Genomic DNA, 18813 nt, shown 5'->3' with positions numbered 1-18813 from the left:
AGCATTAAAGCACTAAAATTCTGACTGCCAAGTTGGCAGCCATTTTTGAGAAAAATCTCATCTAGAACTTCTTTTTTGCTAGCATTTATAGGCTGTGTTTTTTATAGTCTTTGTCGTCATCGCCGGGATGATTTGGTTAAGCAGTAAGCCTGAGCCACAGGCAGGAAAACAGGCTGAAGGTGCTACTTGGCAGGCAATTAGCAGAAAGATCACAACACCCGCAATTAGTCAAATTCCTGGGTCTGGTTTTTGTTGATTGGCCGACGTGAGCGATCGCCTCTATTGACTGTTTGATATATGAGACTTTAAAGTATAAGTAAAGTTCACTGAAAAAACATGAAAATTTCTCATAAAGCTCCTCAAACTTCTGTGCAACTACGCGACTGGCCGATCGGACATTTACCGGGATTGAGCAAGGAAAACCAATCTCAACTGGAAGAGTGCAGCATCACCACAACCGGACAACTAATTCGCATGACGAAAACGCAGGCGGCGAAAGTGCTGCTAGCCAACCAATTACACATTAACATTCAATCTGTTAATAAATGGGTAGCGATGGCAAATTTGGCTCTAATTCCAAGTGTAGGGTGTCAGTATTGCGGGCTGTTACTTCACGCCGGCGTTGCTTCGCCGGCTCAATTGGCTCAAATGCCCGTGGAGAGATTACACCAACAAGTTTTAAGGCTGCACGTAGCGACAATGCAGCGCAATGACTTGACTCCTTCAGTCGATCGCGTGCAAAAATGGGTTCAACAAGCTAGATTAGTCAGTAGTCATTAGTCAGTTGTCAGTTGTCAGTTGTTATTAGCCAACAGTCAGCAGTCAGCAGCCAGCAGTCAACAATCAACAATCATTATTATGTCAATTCAAGTTTACGGAATCCCGAACTGCGGCACCTGCAAAAAAGCTTTCCAGTGGCTCAAAGATAGCGAGGTTAATTACGAGTTCATTAACACAAAAGAACAGCCACCGACTCGCGAAACAATTCAAAGCTGGGTAGCTGCTTTGGGCTTTCAACCCATGCGAAATACTTCCGGTCAATCTTACCGGGCTTTGGGCGATGACAAGAAAAATTGGACTAGCGAACAGTGGGTGGAGGCTTTTGCTAAGGATGCGATGCTGTTGAAACGTCCTCTTTTCGTTAAAGATGGAACTGCTGTTTTAGTAGGTTTCAAAGAAGATGTAATTCGAGAAAAGTTGGGGCTTTCAAGGAGCTAAGTTCAGCCTGTTGTTCGCCGCATCAACTTCATTTCGCCCACATCATCCGTGAAACCCCAACGCTCGTAAAACGGCATCATGTTCGGCAAACAGTTAAGAGCAAAGTTCTCGACAGTTTGCAATTCTGGATGATTTAAAACTGCATCCATCAACTTTGCACCCAGTCCCATCTTTCTGTGTGTCGGCTTGATAATGACATCAAAAATCATGGCTCTGTATACGAAATCGGTAATGACGCGAGTAATGCCAATTAGTCGATCGCTCTCATCGACCAAACCAATGATAACATCAGTCGCCGCCAGCATTTTCAGGACATCTTCCCGCTTCCGCTTGTTGCTCCAAAACTCGTTTTTGTATAAATCCATCAAGTCGGAAACCTGGCTGTCCGTCAAAGTTTCGACAATTCGGTAGTTATCCATATCTTCCCTCATAAAAATTAGAAGACTAAAGTCCTCACCACCAACCAAATTATTATTGTTTTACTGTTACCCAGCTAGACATTGCATCACCCCCTAGCATTAATTTTACTGCTGCACTTCCGTTTCCTGGCTTTCAAATACAACCAGCTCATAAATATCGAGCATCGACATTTGCAATTCCACTGAAGCGAAGGAAACTATTGCTGATTCTCCCTCATATTCCCGAAACAACCATTCATTTGATTCTGTTTTAATATATTGTGCCACTAAAAACTCAGATTGATTGACTAACACATATTCACGGAATTCAGGGATCGATCTATAAAACCGAAACTTATCCTCCCGAGCGAAATCCTTGGTAGACTTATAAAGCACTTCCACAATCAGCGCAGGATTGAGTATTTCATCTTTCCGTCCCTCTGTGCAAACTAATTCTCCTTCAACTACCATCACATCTGGATAAGTCCCGCGTCGATACCGAGGAATCCACAACCGCAAATCGCTCATAAATGGTCTGGCATTCTTTCCCCGCAAAGCCGATTTTAAGAACGCATAAATATTACCGATTATCTGGCTGTGATTAATACTACCACCCGTCATTTTTACAATTTCTCCATCACGGTATTCATTTCTAAACTCAGCATTTTCCTCTAACTCCCGGTACTCATCTGGAGTATAAAACTTTTCCTTAGTTTGTACTAACATTGGTGCCTCTGTACTAACTTTTATCTGCATTAATCTGCCTACATCTGCGGTTAAAAATCATAATTAACAGTATATCACAACAAAAAAGAAACGCCCAACTTCACAGAGTCAGGCGTTTTCCACTATTTCACAACCAGGAAGAATTAATCCCGGCGAGACACCAAATTCGATTCTATTTTCGCACCCACAACAGGTTGTACATGACTCAGTGCCGACTGCAACATGGGAGTTTTGGTAACAGCATCATTAGCCAAATTAAACAAAGGGTTAGACAGAATTCCCGCCAATGTTGTTGCAACCAAAGTGAGTACAACGCTGACTTGCAAAGGCCGCATTCCCTGAAGGTTCCAGCGAACTTCGGGATAATTTTTTACCGCGTCTGACATTTCTTGAGGTTCTTTTACTACCATCATCTTGACAACGCGGATGTAGTAGTAAATCGAAACTACACTGGTAATTAATCCCAGGATAACTAAGCCGTAAAGTCCAGCTTGCCAGCCGGCCCAGAACAGATAGATTTTGCCGAAAAATCCAGCCAGGGGCGGAATTCCCCCGAGAGAAAGCAGGCAAATACTTAAGGCTAAAGTTAACAGCGGGTCTTTTTGGTACAAACCTGAGTATTCGCTAATTTGGTCGGTTCCAGTCCGCAGCGAGAACAGGATGATGCAGGCGAAAGCACCCAAGTTCATAAACAGGTAAACCAACAGATAAAATATCATGCTGGAGTAACCGGCTTCTGTTCCTGCAATCAAACCCAGCATCACAAAACCGGCTTGGGCGATCGACGAATAAGCCAAAAGCCGCTTCATGCTAGTCTGGGCGAGGGCAACCACATTTCCCAACACCATGCTGAGAATAGCTAAGGCCGTGAACACGAAGTGCCACTGTTCGATAAGTGCGGGGAAAGCAGTTGTTAACAAGCGGATTGCTAGGGCAAAACCTGCTGCTTTGGAACCGACAGAAAGAAAGGCAACAACGGGTGTAGGAGAACCTTCGTAAACGTCAGGAGTCCACTGGTGGAAGGGAACCGCAGAGATTTTGAAGGCGATTCCGGCGATCGCAAAAACCAAAGCAATCACCAAACCGAGAGATTGACCTTCATTCACAGTAGAAAGGTTAGCCGCGATCGCACTTAACTTAGTTTCGCCGCCCGACAACCCATACAGCAGCGAAATCCCGTAGAGAAACACCGCCGAAGAAGAGGCCCCAATTAACAAATATTTCAAAGCAGCTTCATTGGAACGCGGGTCGCGTTTTGTGTAACCCGTCAGCAAATAAGACGAGATACTCAGAGTTTCCAACGAAATAAAAATCATCACCAATTCATCAGCACCGCTGAGGAACATTCCCCCTAAAGTAGCGGTTAGTAAAATGCCGATAAATTCCGCTAAAGCAGTACCAGTTTGCAGTACATAGCGGACGGATATCAAAATAGTGACAGCCGCAGTCAAAGCGATAATGCCGCGAAACACTAAACTCAAGGCATCGCTGTTAAAACCGCCCAGAAACGAGATGGTATCCGTGTTATCCCACTGCAAACACAAGGCAGCGACGGCGGCCAGCAAACCCGCAACGGCAGCGTAGGGAGTCCAACCCGAGGAACTGCGGCCTACGATTAAATCGCCGACGAGAACCACCAAGAGGGTGATGATGACAATTCCCTCTGGCAAGATAGTTCCAGCATTTAGCTGGGCAGCAAGAGTAGCAAAATCCATATTTTCAGGCAGGTTGGGTAGTACAAGCCGCAAAGGCTGTAATGGGCTGTGAACTTGTAAAAATTCTTTACCAAACACAGATTGTAGCGGATTACAGCTTCGCGATCCCAGTTGAGCGGGTGTTTGTTGCCGGGGAGTGGATACTCGGTAGCGATTTTGCTTACATTTGCTGGCATTGTAGAGATTGCCGGCTGATCTCACCTGCGGCTATCGTCGCGATCGACCATAACTGCCACAATGTAGAAAGTTAAACCCGTAATTTGGCATGACTGACTCGCTAAGTGCCTACAAACGGCAGACTTCCAAGGGCTTCAACAACCGCCCCGACTACGAGAATGAATTTCACAAACAGGCTGCAAGTCGGTTATTAAAATTGGCAAAAGTACGATCGGGCAAGCTTGTTCTAGATATAGCCGCCGGAACAAGTTTAGTGGCGATTGCGGAGGATGCACTTAGGTCGATCGGGTTCCAGAAAATATCAGTCGCCTTTTCTACACCAGGAATGCTCTAGCTAGTATGTCTAAACTACTCAATTACATCTGTATATTTATTATTAGCTGTTGGCTGCTGTTTGCTTGTCATTCTTCGCAACCTTTAAAAGTAAAACGTCCTCCCCTAAAAGTATCTTTTGTCCCTTTTGTTAGCTATACACCTCTGATCATTGCTCAAGAAAAAGGATTCTTCAAAGCGCAAGGGATAGACGTGGAACTGAGGTATGTAGACTACTCACAATTGCAAGACGCGGATTTCAGTGCAGGGAAGTATGACGGGATCGGATTGACCTTGGGGGATTTGGTGATATTGAGCGCCACCAATCCTGATATCCAAGCTGTGATGGTTTTGGATGAATCGACAGGTGCAGATGTGGTTGTCGCACAATCGGAGATTAAAACAATCTCTAACTTGAAAGGAAAAAAGCTTGGTGCAAATCTAGGCAGCTTTAGCGAGGTTTTCGTTACTGAGATGTTGAAAACCTCTCAACTGACGAGCGATGATGTTAGGCTGGTTAAAGTCGAGGCTTTAGAAGTTCCCAATCGCTTACACAACAATGCTATCCAAGCAGGACACACTTGGGAACCGCATCTTTCTGAAGCATTAAAATTAGGGGCGCATATCCTGTTTACAAGCAAACAAACTCCAGGCTTAATTTTGGATTTGATCGCGTTTCGGGGTGAGGTGATACGCGATCGCCCGGAAGATATTCGCGCCTTTGTGCGAGGCTGTTTTCAAGGCTTGTCCTATTGGGAAGCACATATTCCCGAAGGAAACCAGATCGCGAGCAAAGCGTTCAATATTCCCCGCAAGACAATCTCTTTCGAGGGAATAGACCTCACTGACTTTGCAGAAAATCAAAACTTCTTTCAATCAGAGAGTCCTAATTATATCTACAAAACCGCACAAAAATATGCGGACTTTTTTATTCGCGCTGGCAATGTGATCCGCCTTCCCAATCTAGAAACCTTGTTCAATTCTTCTTTCTTAGCCCCCCCTCCTAGTCTGAAACCATGAAGCACTCCTTTTTCAAAAGCATCTTTATTATTATTACCTGCTGGCTGCTGCTTGCTTGTCATTCTCCGGAATCTCTAAAAGTAAAACGTCCTCCCCTGAAAGTAAGTTTTATCTCTTTTGTTGGCCATAGACCTGGCATCATTGCTCAAGAGAAAGGATTCTTCAAAGCGCAAGGGATAGACGTGGAACTCAGCTATGTAGACTACTTACAATTTCAACAAGCAGATTTCAGTGCAGGGAAGTATGATGGGATCGGATTAACCTTGGGCGATTTTATGATCTTGAGTGCCACAAATCCTGATATCCAAGCTGTGATGGTTGTGGATGAATCGACAGGTGCAGATGTGGTTGTCGCGCAATCAAACATTAAAACAATTCTTAACTTGAAAGGAAAAAAGCTTGGTGCAAATCTAGGCGGCTTTAGCGAAGTCTTCGTTACTGAGATGTTGAAGATCTCTAAGCTGACGAGCGATGATGTTAGCCTGGTTAAAGTTGATGGTTTAGAAGTTCCCCAGCGTTTACAAAACAATGCTATCCAAGCAGGGCACACTTGGGAACCGCATCTTTCTGAATCATTAAAATTAGGGGCGCATATCCTGTTTACAAGTAAACAAACCCCAGGCTTAATTTTGGATTTGATCTCGTTTCGGGGTGAGGCGATACGCGATCGCCCGGAAGATATTCGCGCCTTTGTGCGAGGCTGGTTTCAAGCCTTGTCATATTGGGAAGCACATATTCCCGAAGGAAACGCGATCGTGAGCAAAGCGTTAAATATTCCCAGCAATACAATCTCTTTCGAGGGAATAGACCTCAGTGACCTTGCAGAAAATCAAAAGTTTTTTCAATCAGACAGTCCTAATTATATCTACAAAACCGCAAAAAAATATGCGGACTTTTTTATTCGTGCTGGCAATGTGACGCGCCTTCCCAATCTAGAAACCTTGTTCAATTCTTCTTTCTTAACCCCCCCTCCTAGTCTGAAACCATGAAGCGCTATTTTGTAAAAAGCATTCGTACAAAGTTAATCGTGTCGTTTCTCCTCGTTGCTTTAATTCCGTTGCTGCAGTTAGCATTTATCAACAAGCAGACAACTGAAAAGGCATTGACCGACAACGCACGACAAGCCCTATCGGCGGCGGCTAACGAAACCGCTCACAGAATAGATGGGTTTATCGATGGGAATATCAATGCCGTGCGTGTAGAAGCGATTTTACCAGGTTTTGCCGCCTATCTGGGCCTACCTCCAGAACGGCGAAAGGGTAGTCCCCAAGAGATGTTAGCGACTGAAACCTTAACCAGGCTCAGTCGCAAAGATATGCTTAATATTATCTCCTATGCCTTGCTCAACTTAAAGGGACGGAATGTACTCGATACCAATACACGGGATGTTGGACGAGATGAATCCGGTCAAGATTACTTCCAAGAACCGCTCAAAACTCAACTATCTTTTGTTTCTAGTATTAGGAAATCGCCGACAATTCCCAACCTCGTGACGTTCTTCTTTAGCAGTCCTGTTCGCGATGCGAAGGGCAATATATTGGGGGTATTGCGGGTGACATACAATGCCACATCTGTCCAGCAGTTGGTGACTCGGGAAACTGAACGCGCAGGTGCGAAATCGTTAGCAGTTCTTTTAGATGAGCACTATATTCATCTGGCACATAGCACTACACCTGAACTCCTTTTCAAATCGATTGTGCCTTTGTCACCCTATGTTGTAGCGAAACTGCAACGCGAAGGGCGTTTGCCTAAGACTCTAACCAAAGAACTTGCAATCAATTTGCCCGACCTCAAGCAAGCATTAGACACTAAACAGCCCTATATAACCACACGATTGGCAACTACGGGTAATAATGAGTTGAGTCTCTTAGCGATCGCCCACCTGAAATATAAACCTTGGTCAGTTCTTTTCGCACAGCCCATTGCCGTTGCCCTAGCACCTGTAGAAAAACAAATACGCGATGCACTTATTTTATTAGCAATCATCACCACAATTGTAACTATCCTCGCTTTGGCGATCGCACAACTATTGACCAAGCCTGTGATTTACCTCACCGAAGCCGTTGCCCAGTTTACAGCGGGTAACTTAGATATGCGTGTGAAGATGCGATCGGCAGACGAAATCGGTCTGCTGGCGCGATCGTTCAACAGCATGGCGAGGCAAATCCAAGAATCCTTTGAAACCCTCGAAGACAAAGTGAAAGAACGAACAGCAGAACTCGCTAATGCTAATCAGGAAATCATTACACTCAACGAAAAACTCAAAGTAGACAACCTCCGCTTAGGTGCAGAATTGAATGTGGCGCGTCACATCCAGCAAATGATTTTGCCCAACTCTGAGGAACTGGAAATTGACGGACTAGATATCGCCGGATACATGGAACCCGCCGATGAAGTAGGAGGCGACTACTACGACGTGCTACAGATCAATGGTGTTGTCACACTGGCGATCGGTGATGTCACCGGACATGGCCTGGAAAGTGGCATTCTGATGCTGATGGCGCAAACCTCAGTTCGCACCCTGCAAGAGATTCGTGAACTAGACCCCGTTCGATTCCTGGATGTACTCAACCGTACCCTCTACAAAAACGTGCAGCGCATGAATTCTGAGAAAAGTCTGACGCTGGCGATTTTGAACTATTCCGAAGGACGGATCAGCATCAGCGGTCAGCATGAAGAAACGCTAGTGGTGCGAAAAAATGGAGAGGTTGAGCGCATCGACACGATGGATTTAGGTTTCCCGATCGCTTTAGATGATGATATCGCAAACTTCATCAGTCACATCCTGATTGAGCTAGAACCTGGAGATGGCGTGGTGCTATATACTGATGGCATTCCAGAAGCCTATAACATCGGCAAAAAGCAGTATGGAATTAAGCAACTGTGTGAAGTAATTAGTCAAAATTGGCACAAGTCTGCTGCAGAAGTTAAGGATGCGGTGATTGTAGATGTACGGCAACATATCGGTAAGCAGAAAGTGTTTGATGATATTACTTTGCTAGTCTTTAAGCGGCAGGCTGACGTTACTGCAAAGGGAAATTTAGTTAATAATATCATTTCCCAAAAAGAACTGCTACAATGAAGCTGAAACTTTGAGAAATATTTTATGAAAGTAAACTACAAACAAAGAATAGATTTAACAGCAGACAAGTTAAAAATAATTCTGTCCGAGCAGCAAACTCTACCTAATAAACAAAAAATTCAGGCACTTTATTGGTTAAAAACAGGAGCGAGTCAAAGCCTTACAGAGGTAGCTAAACGTCTAGGTGTACATAGAATTACTGTACATAGATGGTTAAAACAATATATTGCTGGAGGTCTGTCAGAACTGTTGGAAATACGGCAAGCAACTGGTAGACCCCGAGTAATTCCTTCAGCGGTAATAGCCGGAATATCAGAAAAATTAAGTGAAGAGTCCTGTGATTTTAAGACTTATAAAGAAATTGGTCAATGGGTAGAAGAGAACTATCAAGTCTCAGTCAAATATCAAACATTACATAAGCAAGTACACTATCGCATGAAAGCCAACTTAAAGGAACCAAAACCTGTGATTAACGAAAAAGCTCAGAAGGCAGATATCGAGTAAAAAAAAATCAAAAAATTTGCTCAAAAACGATTCAAAGGTATAAGATTAAATCTTTTGAACTAAAATCTATAGGTAAAGTAAAAGGGGATTTCAAAGCTTATTATTCAGAGAGCTATAGCAATCCTCGCATCATTTGTGAATTTCTTAGTCCCTCCCCGCGGGTTGGGGGAGAGTTGGGGTGGGGTAAAAAATTTACGACTAATTTAGTAGTGCTATATGAGCTTTAATCTATCTTACGTTTTTTGAGGTGGAGCTACTTAGAAGATGGTTTTGGAACTGCAACGGTGGTAACACGGGCATTCGGATCGAGGGCCTCACCTTGAGAGTAAATATAATCAAATGCCGATCGATCTTTAAGCATATTTGCCCGCAAAAATAGCGCGCTCCAACGGGCGATCGTTTCAATACCCACGGCTCGCTCTAAGGTAGCAGTATTGCGATCGGGCATCGCACCAGCGGGGTTATTAACATTGGTAATACCGAAGTGATTGGCACCCCTAACAGTAATCAAAGCTTTGGGTGGTGTTTGAATTTGGTCAAAGGTGCTTTGAGCTCGATCGGGCAGGGCGACACCATCGATATCGCCTTGAATCAACGCCACTGCAATGCCATCATTAGCGATGGGTACAAATTCATTAGCAATAGGATTCCGCAAGTTAGCTCCAAAAAATGCACCCGCTAAGAGTTCTTTCGGGCGCGTAAATGGCTCTTGACACAAATACAATTCTGGGAGACATTTGTTAGCAATCACTGATAACCCCACTGCACCACCAAAAGAATGACCTAATAAACCCAGGCGCTGCGTATCGATAACAGACGCAATCGGAGATGTGGGGTTTGTGTTTTCGATCGCCATTTGCGACAAAACCGCCGCCATTTGCGAAGTTTCCGGCGCCAAATTAGGGGGTGAACTGGGATTGAAGGGCGAAGGGCGCAAATGGTTCGGAACGACTACCACAAAGCCGTACCGCGCCACGTGGCTAGCGTAATCTGAATAAAATGATTTATCTACAAGCGCACCTTGCAATAAAAGTACAATGGGGAAAGAGTAATTACCGGAATTAATATCGGATGGTTTAGGATAATAAATGTCAGCTAAATCGTTATTAGCAGATATCGTCGTACTGTAAAAGCTAGTTTCTTTAAATGGCGGTGCATAATTGATTGTTGTGGCAAAGACTTTGCTAGCAAGGACAACAAACGTAGCAATTGCACAAATAATTGCTAGGGTTTTGGGCGACAAAAAATGAGGGTTGAAATTTATCATTATTTGGGGTTTGAGAGTGCGTGCATAAGCTACGGAAAAAAACAAGTCCGCGACGGTTGGTAATTTAAGGAGCGTTGCCGGAATAGGTTGCCGACTCTGTGACTAAGAGTATTAACTTGTGATTAATAGAAAGTTGTGTAAAAATTGCAAAGAAACTGACTCATAAATAAACACGATTCGTAATTTTAAACCCTTTTTGACTACTTTTATTTTAGTGGGACTTATAAGGCGGGCAAATTTTATTTATAAAAACGTTTTTTAGAGGGTGAACCGGAATTTCGATGGCTAATGTCGCCCCTTGAGCCGGTACCGAAAGACAACGCAGTTGCCCGCCGTGCTCGCCCACTACAATAGTATAGCTAATCGATAACCCCAAACCCTTTCCTTTGCCCACTTCCTTCGTTGTAAAAAAGGGGTCAAATATGCGTGGTTTAACCTCTTCGGTTATGCCCGGTCCATTATCAGTAATATAAATACCCACTTGAAAGTCGGAGAGTAACTTCGTGCAAATAGTAATAGTAGGGATTGGGCTGCTATTATCTAAATCATTTGCCCAACTTTTTTGGGATTGCAACGCCTCAATCGCATTAGTCAGGACGTTTATAAAAACCTGATTCATTCGCCCAGCGTAGCATTCTATCTTGGGCAGATCCTCATACTCTTTTACCACTTTAATTATCGTTTGATCTGCTTCATCTTGCAGCCGATGCTGCAAAATCATCAGCGTACTCTCAAGTCCTTCATGGATATCCACCGCTTTCAAGTCAGATTCATCAAGTCGGGAAAAATTCCGCAGCGATTGCACTATTTCTCCGATTCGGTCAGCTCCTATTCTCATAGAAGCAATTAACTTCGGCAAGTCATTGCTCACAAAAGTGATATCCATCGCCTCCAGTTGTTCCTGGATAGTTGCTGTGGGATTGGGGAAATCTTCTGCGTAGAGTTGCACCAGCTTCAGCAAATCTTGAGTGTACTCCGTTACCGGAGAGAGGTTCCCTTTAATGAAGCTAATCGGATTGTTAATTTCGTGAGCTACCCCCGCTACGACATTCCCCAAACTTGACATTTTCTCACTTTGGATGAGTTGAGCTTGTGCATTTTGTAACTGTTGTAGAGCCTGCTTTAGTTGTTGGGATTTCTCTCGTTCCTTAGCCTCGGACTCCTGCAATCGCGCATTTTGCTCGTGCAATTTTTTTTGCAAACGCTGAAGAGTTAGTTGATTTTCGACACGAGCTAAAACTTCTTCTAAATGAAATGGCTTGGTGATGTAATCTACTCCTCCAACAGCAAAGGCTGTGACTTTATCCAACACTTGATCTAGGGCGCTCAAGAAAATAACTGGAATACCCGAAGTTCTGCAATCCGCTTTTAGGTGTTCACAAACTTCGTAGCCATTCATCTGGGGCATCGTGATGTCGAGCAAAATCAAATCGGGTGGGGTAGAACGTGCTGCTTTTAATGCCATTTCGCCGTTTATTACGCCCCGAACTTTATATCCTTTGTCGCTCAACATAGTGGATAAAAGACGCAGGTTGTCGGGGGTATCGTCAACCACTAAAAGATTGGCAACATGAGAGTCTAATTGCTGGCTGTTCATGGGATAAATTTTTCTGTTAAGGTCGTAATTTTATCAAAACGAAAGTTATTAATCCAATCGGTCAATACCTGCGCCGAAGAAGGATCGGATTCAGGGATTGCGGCAACCAAATTTAAAATTAGCTCTGCATCAGCATCGATAGCTGCTTGATGTAACTGTGTCACCCACTCCGCAGGGAGTGTCGCCAAAGTTGTCCTTAAATTTTCAGTTGTTTCCCCTGCTTTTACACTCAAGTCTTGACCCTCAAGCTGAGATAATGTAAAGTTCGGTAAATCTTCATAAATATACTGTACCCCTAAATGTTCAGCCATTTTCGCAAAAATAACTTCTTCTCGGAAAGGCTTGCTCACAAAATCATCACAGCCTGATGCTAAAACAATGGCTCGCTCTTCCTCAAAAGCGCTAGCGGTCAACGCAACAATCGGGGTAGCCTCCTCTTGAACCTTGGCTTTAATTTGTCTGGTGGCCTCATACCCGTCTATCACAGGCATTTGCATATCCATCCAAATTAGGTGAGGCTTCCAAGTTTCCCAGATTCTAATAGCTTCTTCACCATTTACTGCTTCGCGCACCTCCAAGCCAAGCGGTTCGAGAAGATTAACCAATAGCAAACGACTTTCCCATTTATCATCAACTACCAAGATGCGATATGGGGTTTGGTTGGGTTCTAAACCAATTACCCGTTTTCTTGATTGTCGAGGTTGAATTTCAGCCATGTCAGGCGAGCTAATTTGGATATTAAAACTAAAAATCGTTCCTCGATTCAAGGTACTGCTGACGGTAATGTCTCCTCCCATCAGTTGTACGAATTGTCGGCTGATGGGTAAACCCAAGCCGGTTCCTTCTTGAGATTTCCGACCCGCGTCAGTTTGTACAAAAGCCTCAAATAGAGAATCTACCTCAGTAGGAGCAATGCCGTGGCCAGTGTCTTCCACTTCAAACGTAATAGTCCGTGGTTCGTTCTCTGTTGCCGACTTGTGTGTCGCACTAATTGCTGCAACCCGAAGTGCCACAATTCCCTTGGTCGTAAATTTTATCGCATTTCCTAGCAGATTAATCAAGACTTGACGCAATTTACTTTCGTCAGTTTTTACATACTGAGGAATATTAGGATTGATGTGTAAACTAAGTGCTAAACCTTTTGAATCTGCTTTGAGTTTGAGCATTTCTTCGAGAGAAGTAAGCAAATAATACAGGTCAAAGCTAGTAGGATTTAAGGTAATCTGACCAGCCTCAATTTTGGACATTTCCAGCACATCATTAATCAGGGTCAGCAAATGCTCGCCAGAGCGACTAATGATGCCGATCTGTTCCTGCTGTATGTGAGAAAGGGATGAGTCGCGGCCCAGCACTTGGGTAAAGCCGAGAATTGCATTGAGGGGAGTTCGCAGTTCGTGACTCATTTTTGATAAAAATTCGCTTTTAGCCTTGTTAGCCGCATCTGCTACTTCTTTGGCTTGTTGTAAGGCTGCCTCTGCTTTTTTACTTTCCGTAATATCGCTTGCTGTGCCAGTTATCCCTAGAATATTTCCCTTGGAATCCTGCTGCACAATTGCATTTGCCTGGAGATTGATAGGTCTGCTGTCTTTAGCTAATTGTATAGTTTCATACTGAAAGACGGACTCTCCTTTCAGCATACGTTGGAATATCTCATTATCTTTGGGAAGTTGTTCAGGTGGTTTGAAATCAGTGAATTTTCGCCCTATCATTTCTTCAGGGCAGTAGCCAAAAATATGTTTGACAGCAGCGTTGACGAAGGTATAACGCCCTTCAGCATCAACTGACCAAATCATATCCTGCGATGTTTCAACTAAATCGCGATATTTCCCCTCGCTTTCTTTGAGCGCTTCTTCTACCCTTTGACGCTCGGTGATGTCGTTAGTGACTAAGAGAATACACGCTTCTCCACCTAGCTCAATAATATCTGATGATACCAGCATCTTCCTCACCTCGCCTGATGAAGTACGACAATCTAATTCGTGATTGCGAAGCACTCCTGATTCTTGCAATAGTTGTCTGTATCTGTCACGTTCTTCTAAATTAACCCAAAGATTCAACTCAATTGCTGTAAAACCAATTACCTGTTCGCGAGAGTAACTAAAAGTGCTGAGGAAACTGTCGTTCACTTCGATGTAGCGTCCATCTGCTAACCTGGCGATCGCGATCGGGTTAGGACTGGAACGAAAGGCTTTAGAAAACTTTTCCTCAGACTGGCCCAACGCTATTTCTGCCTGCGTTCTGATAGCCATTTCCTGTTGCAATTCTTGGGTTCTTTCTATAACCTTACGTTCCAGCGTTCGCGAGTATTCCCCTAATTGGTCATAGAGTTGGGCATTTTTAAGAGAAATTGCCGCTAGGGAACACAACATTCTGACTAATGACAAACGGTTGGGAGTAAACGCGCTTGTAGTTAAATTATTTTCTAAGTAAACAAGACCGATAAGTTGACCTTGCCCTTGAATAGTAGCACACAAAACGGACTTAGGTTGATGCAATTTAATGTAAGAATCCTTGAGAAAGTTTTCAGATATACGCGCGTCATCCAGAACGACATCTTGTTGAGTTCTGGCAACATAATTAATTATGGAAAGTGGGACTAATAAGCTGTTTTGAACCGACACAGGTTGAGGCACAAATACTTGGTCTGACTCAAGTGTCCCCCCTGCTTCTATCCACAGCTCACTTCCTCTATCTAAGATGAGAAAGCCAGAACTTGCGCCTGCATTTTCTAAGACAATTTTTAGTAATTTTGCTAGTAAGTTGTTGAGAACAATTTCCCCAGCAAGCACTTGCGAGGCTTTCATCACTGTCGCCAAATCTAGTATGCTTGTATCGGTCATTGTGGTTGAAGTGATCGGCTGGGTGCTGTTTATAGATACAGTCTCTCGCTTCGCAATGCTTTGAAGTAACTGCGGATATCTTTCTTCTAAGTGTCGAACCTTGGCTTTAGCTCCCCAACGGGCATAACAGTAATATGCTTCCTGCATATAGCTGGCGGCTACTTTTTCTTTGCCCCAGTCCAGGTAGAACTTGGCAGCTAGTTCGTTGGCGATCGCTTCTTCTTGAAGGTATTTGTTTTCTTTGGCTCCTACGATCGCGAGATCATAGAATTCTAGGGCTTCTTTTTTTTGATTGAAAACTCGATGTTTTTCCGCTGCCACCAGATAATATTTATGCTCATAGTTCATCGGAGCGTGCTGCATCCAAAGCTGCATTTTTTCCTGATTGGCATCAACCTGACTTAGGTAGTGCGATCGCTCTTCCAAACTGACGTTGGGGTAGTTCGCCAGCAGTGCTAGGGATTGGTAGAAGTGCAAAGCGACGAAATTTTCTGACCCAACGTTATAGTAAATAGCTGCCTTAGCTGCACTCTCCACTGCTTCCTCGAAGTCTTCGAGCAAATAAAACAGAATTGTATTTGCTAAAAAAGCATGGAACAGAGCAATGAGATCGTTATGCTCTAGGAGTTGCGATAACATGGTAGATTCGTCAAATCTCTCACCAATTAACTTGAGCGGATTGACTGCTTTTCCTAACAAATTAAACAATAATTGATACCAAATTTGTGATATAGAAATAGAGTGTTCACATTTCAAATACAGCAACAATTCATGGTATTTTTTGTGTTCGCTTTCAACTGTTTCTAGATTTTGTCCCGCCAGGAATATGTAGAAACAATAGTTGGTGATGCAGTAACCTGTATATTCGTAATTCCCGCTTTCTAGACCAATCTGTACCCCCTCGGCAAGAGGAGATAAACTTTCTCGTAAAGGCTCCTTCCAATGGTGGACGAAGGTGTAAAACATATTATAGGTAACAACTTTGTGTTCCCTGGTTTCAAAGTGTTTGAGCAGTTGCAGTGCCAGCCGCCCTGCTTGATATCCGATATCAATGTTGCCCAAAGGGCCGCATAAGAGCGTGCCATACCAAGCATAGGTTGCTGATGCCAAAGGAGAGTGACCGCCTTCTACACAAAGTTTCACTTGTCTGACGATTACTGGCAGCAGAATTTGCGGTCTGCCTGCTAGAACAGGAGCAAAGCTGACTTTAAGAATCCGCATGGCTGCTAGTTGTGCGGGGTCAGTCATGGTGGGGTAGTCTTCCAGGCATTCTACAGCGGGCAATTCCACTAAAAATTCCTGCTCGGTCAGGTTAACTGGGTAGCCCAGTAGTTCCAATGCGTGCAAACCCGTATCAATGGCATCGTTCAATTGGTGTTGCGCCATGTGAAGTAGGATCTTAATTTCATAAGCGGGGATACGATGGAGCAGCGTTTTCCCGTGCTGCAACACCATTTCAACTAAGGTATTTGCGGCCCCGAAATTGGTGTTGAGATATTGGGTCTCTGCCGCTTCCACAACGATTTCTAAAGTCAAATCGTACTGAGTTTGCCAGCTCTCGCCTGAGAGCAAATCCATCGCCGTACTTAGGTATTTCACGGCTGCGGCATAGGCTGTGGATGCTTTGGCTTTCCGGCCTGCCATCAAGTTCAACCGCGCTAGTTCTTCGAGTTCCGCTGGTTGAGAAATTAACTCCAATCCTATATTCAATTGGTTGACAATGGCAAAAATCTGCTCTTCCCGTTCTTGAATCGGAGTATTTTGGAGCAACAATTGCCCGATTTTCAGGTGAGTTGCCTGTTTTTGGTCTGTGGCAATTAAAGAATAAGCAGCTTGCTGGACGCGATCGTGCAAAAAACGATAGGCAACCGTTTGAGTAGTAGCTCGATCGATATTGTCTTCTTCCCCTACATAAAATTTATAAATCTCACTCTGAGGTAAAACCAAACTTTCCTGTAAAGTTTTCCATAAAGCCGTTGCCGTTTCAGTCTCCGATATTTGGGAAACAATTGCTAATGTTGTCAGATCGAACTGATTGCCAATGCAAGCGGCTAATTTTAAAACCTCCTGAGTTTCCACGGGTAATTTCTGTAACTGCTGCGCCATGAATTCAACCACATCATCCGTGAGGGCTGCTTCTGTAATTTTGCTGATATCGCACTGCCAATAGCCTGCTTTGATATCGAAAATAATCAATTCATCTTGATGCAAGGCCTTGAGAAACTGCGTCGCAAAAAATGGGTTGCCTTTTGTCTTCTGATACACCAATTCCGTCAGCGGTTCTGCTAATTTAGGAGAACAAGTCAGCGTATCTGCTACTAATTGATTCAAACTGGTTCGAGCCAGAGGTGCAAGTGTGATGGTATTGACCGTTGCCCCTGTTTTAGTGACTTCATCTAGGGTCAACATCAAGGGATGGGCAGCGGAAACTTCATTGTCTCGATACGCTCCAATTAGTAGCAGGTGACTGGACTGGGATTCACCTATGAGCAACTGCATCAATTTTAAAGATGCCGAATCCGCCCATTGTAAGTCATCCAGAAACATCACTAAGGGATGCTCTTTTGTGGTAAAGACAGATATAAATTTTTGGAATAGTAAATTGAACAGATTTTGAGCAGCTATCCCTGATAATTCTGGAGCAGGGGGTTGTTGTCCGATAATCCGTTCTAGTTCGGGAATGACTTCAATAATAACTTGTCCGTTGTCGCCCAATGCTACCAGGATTTTAGTCTTCCACTGCTCAATTTTAGCATCCGATTCGCTCAATAATTGCCCCATCAAATCTCGAAATGCTTGCACAAAAGCACTGAAAGGAATGTTGCGCTGAAATTGGTCGTATTTGCCTTTAATAAAATAACCGCGCTGACGAACTATCGGTTTATGAACTTCATTCACGACTGCCGTTTTACCAATGCCCGAAAAACCTGCCACCAGCATCATTTCCGTGCTGCCCCTACTGACTCTTTCAAAAGCAGCTAATAAATTATCAACTTCAATTTCTCTGCCGTAGAGCTTTTCTGGGATGAGGAAACGGTCTGTAATATCCCGCGTTCCCAATGCAAAGATATCAATGTTACCTGTTTTTTGTAATTGAGCAAGACAAATCTCTAAATCGTGCTTAAGTCCTAATGCAGTCTGATAGCGATTTTCTGCATTCTTCGCCATCAATTTACTGACTATTTGGGATAAAATTAGGGGAACGTCGAGAGCGATTTCGTACACCGGAATCGGCTCTTTGGCTAGATGACAATGCACTAACTCCATAGGGTCGTCTGACTCGAAGGGTAACTGTCTTGTCAACAATTCATAGAAGGTCACACCCAGGGAATAAAAGTCACTCCGATAGTCAATACCTCGATTCATTCTTCCTGTCTGTTCTGGGGAGAGATAAGCTAAGGTTCCTTCAAGGATGTTGGGATTATGGATTTCTTGGGTTTCTCTCGGCAGCAGGGAGGCGATGCTAAAGTCAATCAGTTTAATTTGTTTAGTTTCGGGATGAATCAGGATATTGGCGGGTTTGATATCTTTATGAATAACTCGGTTTTGGTAGAGAGAGTGGAGAATATCTGCTAGTTGCAAGGCTAGGTGTAGACAGTTTTCTAAAGATAAAGATTTACAGGGTTGGTTTTGATCGGTTGCTGCCTTGAGATAACTACAGAGGGAAACTCCTCCACAGTCCTCCATTATCAAAGCATAGGCGTTTTTGTAAGGCGCTAAATCGAGTGGCTTAACAATACTGGGGAGGTGGAGATTTTTGGCAATGGTATATTGGTTGCGGAATTGCAGTAGTTCGCTGAAGCTTGGGTATTCGTTTCGCAGCAGTTTGATGACGACTGGAGTGCGATCGCTCTCCCGAACACCCCGATACACTAGAGTGCGAGAGCCTGCATAGAGTTGTTCTGTTATGCGATACCCCGGCAGGTCAGTAATTGTCTCCATTTTCCAGTCCTCAAT

Annotated in this window: 13 protein-coding genes; 7 read left to right on the top strand and 6 right to left on the bottom strand. The window is 43.8% G+C overall.

Going from position 1 to position 18813, the window contains the following annotated elements; genetic code table 11:
- Nucleotides 1-336: 336 nt before the first annotated feature.
- Both QT994_RS13890 and QT994_RS13885 read left to right on the top strand, forming a co-directional pair.
- Nucleotides 337-780 (top strand): DUF4332 domain-containing protein, encoded by a 444-nt coding sequence (locus QT994_RS13890; protein ID WP_333047948.1) that lies wholly within the window; start codon nt 337-339, stop codon nt 778-780.
- 78 nt (nt 781-858) lie between these two features.
- Nucleotides 859-1218, top strand: a complete 360-nt coding sequence (locus QT994_RS13885) for a Spx/MgsR family RNA polymerase-binding regulatory protein (protein WP_333175418.1) — start codon at nt 859-861, stop codon at nt 1216-1218.
- Between the two features lie 2 nt (nt 1219-1220).
- Here QT994_RS13885 and QT994_RS13880 read toward each other — a convergent pair whose 3' ends face one another.
- The 3 genes from QT994_RS13880 to QT994_RS13870 all read right to left on the bottom strand — a co-directional run bounded on the left by QT994_RS13880 (nt 1221) and on the right by QT994_RS13870 (nt 4057).
- Nucleotides 1221-1637, bottom strand: coding sequence for a GNAT family N-acetyltransferase (locus QT994_RS13880; RefSeq protein WP_333175416.1), 417 nt, complete (start codon nt 1635-1637; stop codon nt 1221-1223).
- Nucleotides 1638-1742: 105 nt separating this feature from the next.
- Nucleotides 1743-2342 carry a Uma2 family endonuclease gene (locus tag QT994_RS13875; protein ID WP_333175414.1) on the bottom strand — a complete coding sequence of 200 codons (600 nt, stop codon included), beginning with the start codon at nt 2340-2342 and terminating at the stop codon, nt 1743-1745.
- A gap of 143 nt (nt 2343-2485) precedes the next feature.
- On the bottom strand, nt 2486-4057 hold the full coding sequence (locus QT994_RS13870; protein WP_333175496.1) for an NAD(P)H-quinone oxidoreductase subunit N: 1572 nt from the start codon (nt 4055-4057) through the stop codon (nt 2486-2488).
- 265 nt (nt 4058-4322) lie between these two features.
- Here QT994_RS13870 and QT994_RS13865 point away from each other — a divergent pair, with 265 nt between their 5' ends.
- The 5 genes from QT994_RS13865 to QT994_RS13845 are packed head-to-tail and all read left to right on the top strand — an operon-like array spanning nt 4323 to nt 9152.
- The gene (locus tag QT994_RS13865) at nt 4323-4568 is read left to right on the top strand and encodes a hypothetical protein (protein WP_333175412.1); all 246 of its coding nucleotides are present in this window, start codon (nt 4323-4325) and stop codon (nt 4566-4568) included.
- Between the two features lie 5 nt (nt 4569-4573).
- Nucleotides 4574-5566, top strand: coding sequence for an ABC transporter substrate-binding protein (locus QT994_RS13860; RefSeq protein ID WP_333175409.1), 993 nt, complete (start codon nt 4574-4576; stop codon nt 5564-5566).
- A complete protein-coding gene (locus tag QT994_RS13855; RefSeq protein WP_333175407.1) occupies nt 5563-6555 on the top strand; it encodes an ABC transporter substrate-binding protein in 993 nt (330 codons plus the stop codon). The genes QT994_RS13860 and QT994_RS13855 overlap by 4 nt, the downstream gene beginning before the upstream one ends.
- Nucleotides 6552-8648 carry a SpoIIE family protein phosphatase gene (locus tag QT994_RS13850; RefSeq protein ID WP_333175404.1) on the top strand — a complete coding sequence of 699 codons (2097 nt, stop codon included), beginning with the start codon at nt 6552-6554 and terminating at the stop codon, nt 8646-8648. The genes QT994_RS13855 and QT994_RS13850 overlap by 4 nt, the downstream gene beginning before the upstream one ends.
- Before the next feature lie 24 nt (nt 8649-8672).
- The gene (locus tag QT994_RS13845) at nt 8673-9152 is read left to right on the top strand and encodes a helix-turn-helix domain-containing protein (RefSeq protein WP_333175402.1); all 480 of its coding nucleotides are present in this window, start codon (nt 8673-8675) and stop codon (nt 9150-9152) included.
- Nucleotides 9153-9405: 253 nt separating this feature from the next.
- Here QT994_RS13845 and QT994_RS13840 read toward each other — a convergent pair whose 3' ends face one another.
- The 3 genes from QT994_RS13840 to QT994_RS13830 form a co-directional block, all read right to left on the bottom strand.
- Nucleotides 9406-10419, bottom strand: coding sequence for a poly(ethylene terephthalate) hydrolase family protein (locus QT994_RS13840; protein WP_333175400.1), 1014 nt, complete (start codon nt 10417-10419; stop codon nt 9406-9408).
- A gap of 211 nt (nt 10420-10630) precedes the next feature.
- Entirely contained in the window at nt 10631-12016 is a 1386-nt protein-coding gene (locus tag QT994_RS13835) for a response regulator (RefSeq protein ID WP_333175399.1), read from the bottom strand.
- Nucleotides 12013-18798, bottom strand: coding sequence for an AAA family ATPase (locus QT994_RS13830; protein WP_333175397.1), 6786 nt, complete (start codon nt 18796-18798; stop codon nt 12013-12015). Before QT994_RS13830 ends, QT994_RS13835 begins: the two co-directional genes overlap by 4 nt.
- Nucleotides 18799-18813: the final 15 nt, after the last annotated feature.

The sequence above is a fragment of the Microcoleus sp. S13_B4 genome (genome assembly GCF_036700885.1).
Taxonomy (GTDB): Bacteria; Cyanobacteriota; Cyanobacteriia; order Cyanobacteriales; family Microcoleaceae; genus Microcoleus.
The sequence above is the reverse complement of the archived record's forward strand: the minus strand, read 5'-3'. Positions and strand labels throughout refer to the sequence as shown.

What these genes read in the sequence shown, in the direction of transcription:
- QT994_RS13855 (WP_333175407.1), top strand. Translation starts at nt 5,563, where the DNA reads ATGAAGCACTCCTTTTTCAAAAGCATCTTTATTATTATTACCTGCTGG.
- QT994_RS13840 (WP_333175400.1), bottom strand. Translation starts at nt 10,419, where the DNA reads ATGATAAATTTCAACCCTCATTTTTTGTCGCCCAAAACCCTAGCAATT.
- QT994_RS13835 (WP_333175399.1), bottom strand. Translation starts at nt 12,016, where the DNA reads ATGAACAGCCAGCAATTAGACTCTCATGTTGCCAATCTTTTAGTGGTT.
- QT994_RS13870 (WP_333175496.1), bottom strand. Translation starts at nt 4,057, where the DNA reads ATGGATTTTGCTACTCTTGCTGCCCAGCTAAATGCTGGAACTATCTTG.
- QT994_RS13875 (WP_333175414.1), bottom strand. Translation starts at nt 2,342, where the DNA reads ATGTTAGTACAAACTAAGGAAAAGTTTTATACTCCAGATGAGTACCGG.
- QT994_RS13890 (WP_333047948.1), top strand. Translation starts at nt 337, where the DNA reads ATGAAAATTTCTCATAAAGCTCCTCAAACTTCTGTGCAACTACGCGAC.
- QT994_RS13860 (WP_333175409.1), top strand. Translation starts at nt 4,574, where the DNA reads ATGTCTAAACTACTCAATTACATCTGTATATTTATTATTAGCTGTTGG.
- QT994_RS13885 (WP_333175418.1), top strand. Translation starts at nt 859, where the DNA reads ATGTCAATTCAAGTTTACGGAATCCCGAACTGCGGCACCTGCAAAAAA.
- QT994_RS13880 (WP_333175416.1), bottom strand. Translation starts at nt 1,637, where the DNA reads ATGGATAACTACCGAATTGTCGAAACTTTGACGGACAGCCAGGTTTCC.
- QT994_RS13850 (WP_333175404.1), top strand. Translation starts at nt 6,552, where the DNA reads ATGAAGCGCTATTTTGTAAAAAGCATTCGTACAAAGTTAATCGTGTCG.
- QT994_RS13845 (WP_333175402.1), top strand. Translation starts at nt 8,673, where the DNA reads ATGAAAGTAAACTACAAACAAAGAATAGATTTAACAGCAGACAAGTTA.
- QT994_RS13865 (WP_333175412.1), top strand. Translation starts at nt 4,323, where the DNA reads ATGACTGACTCGCTAAGTGCCTACAAACGGCAGACTTCCAAGGGCTTC.
- QT994_RS13830 (WP_333175397.1), bottom strand. Translation starts at nt 18,798, where the DNA reads ATGGAGACAATTACTGACCTGCCGGGGTATCGCATAACAGAACAACTC.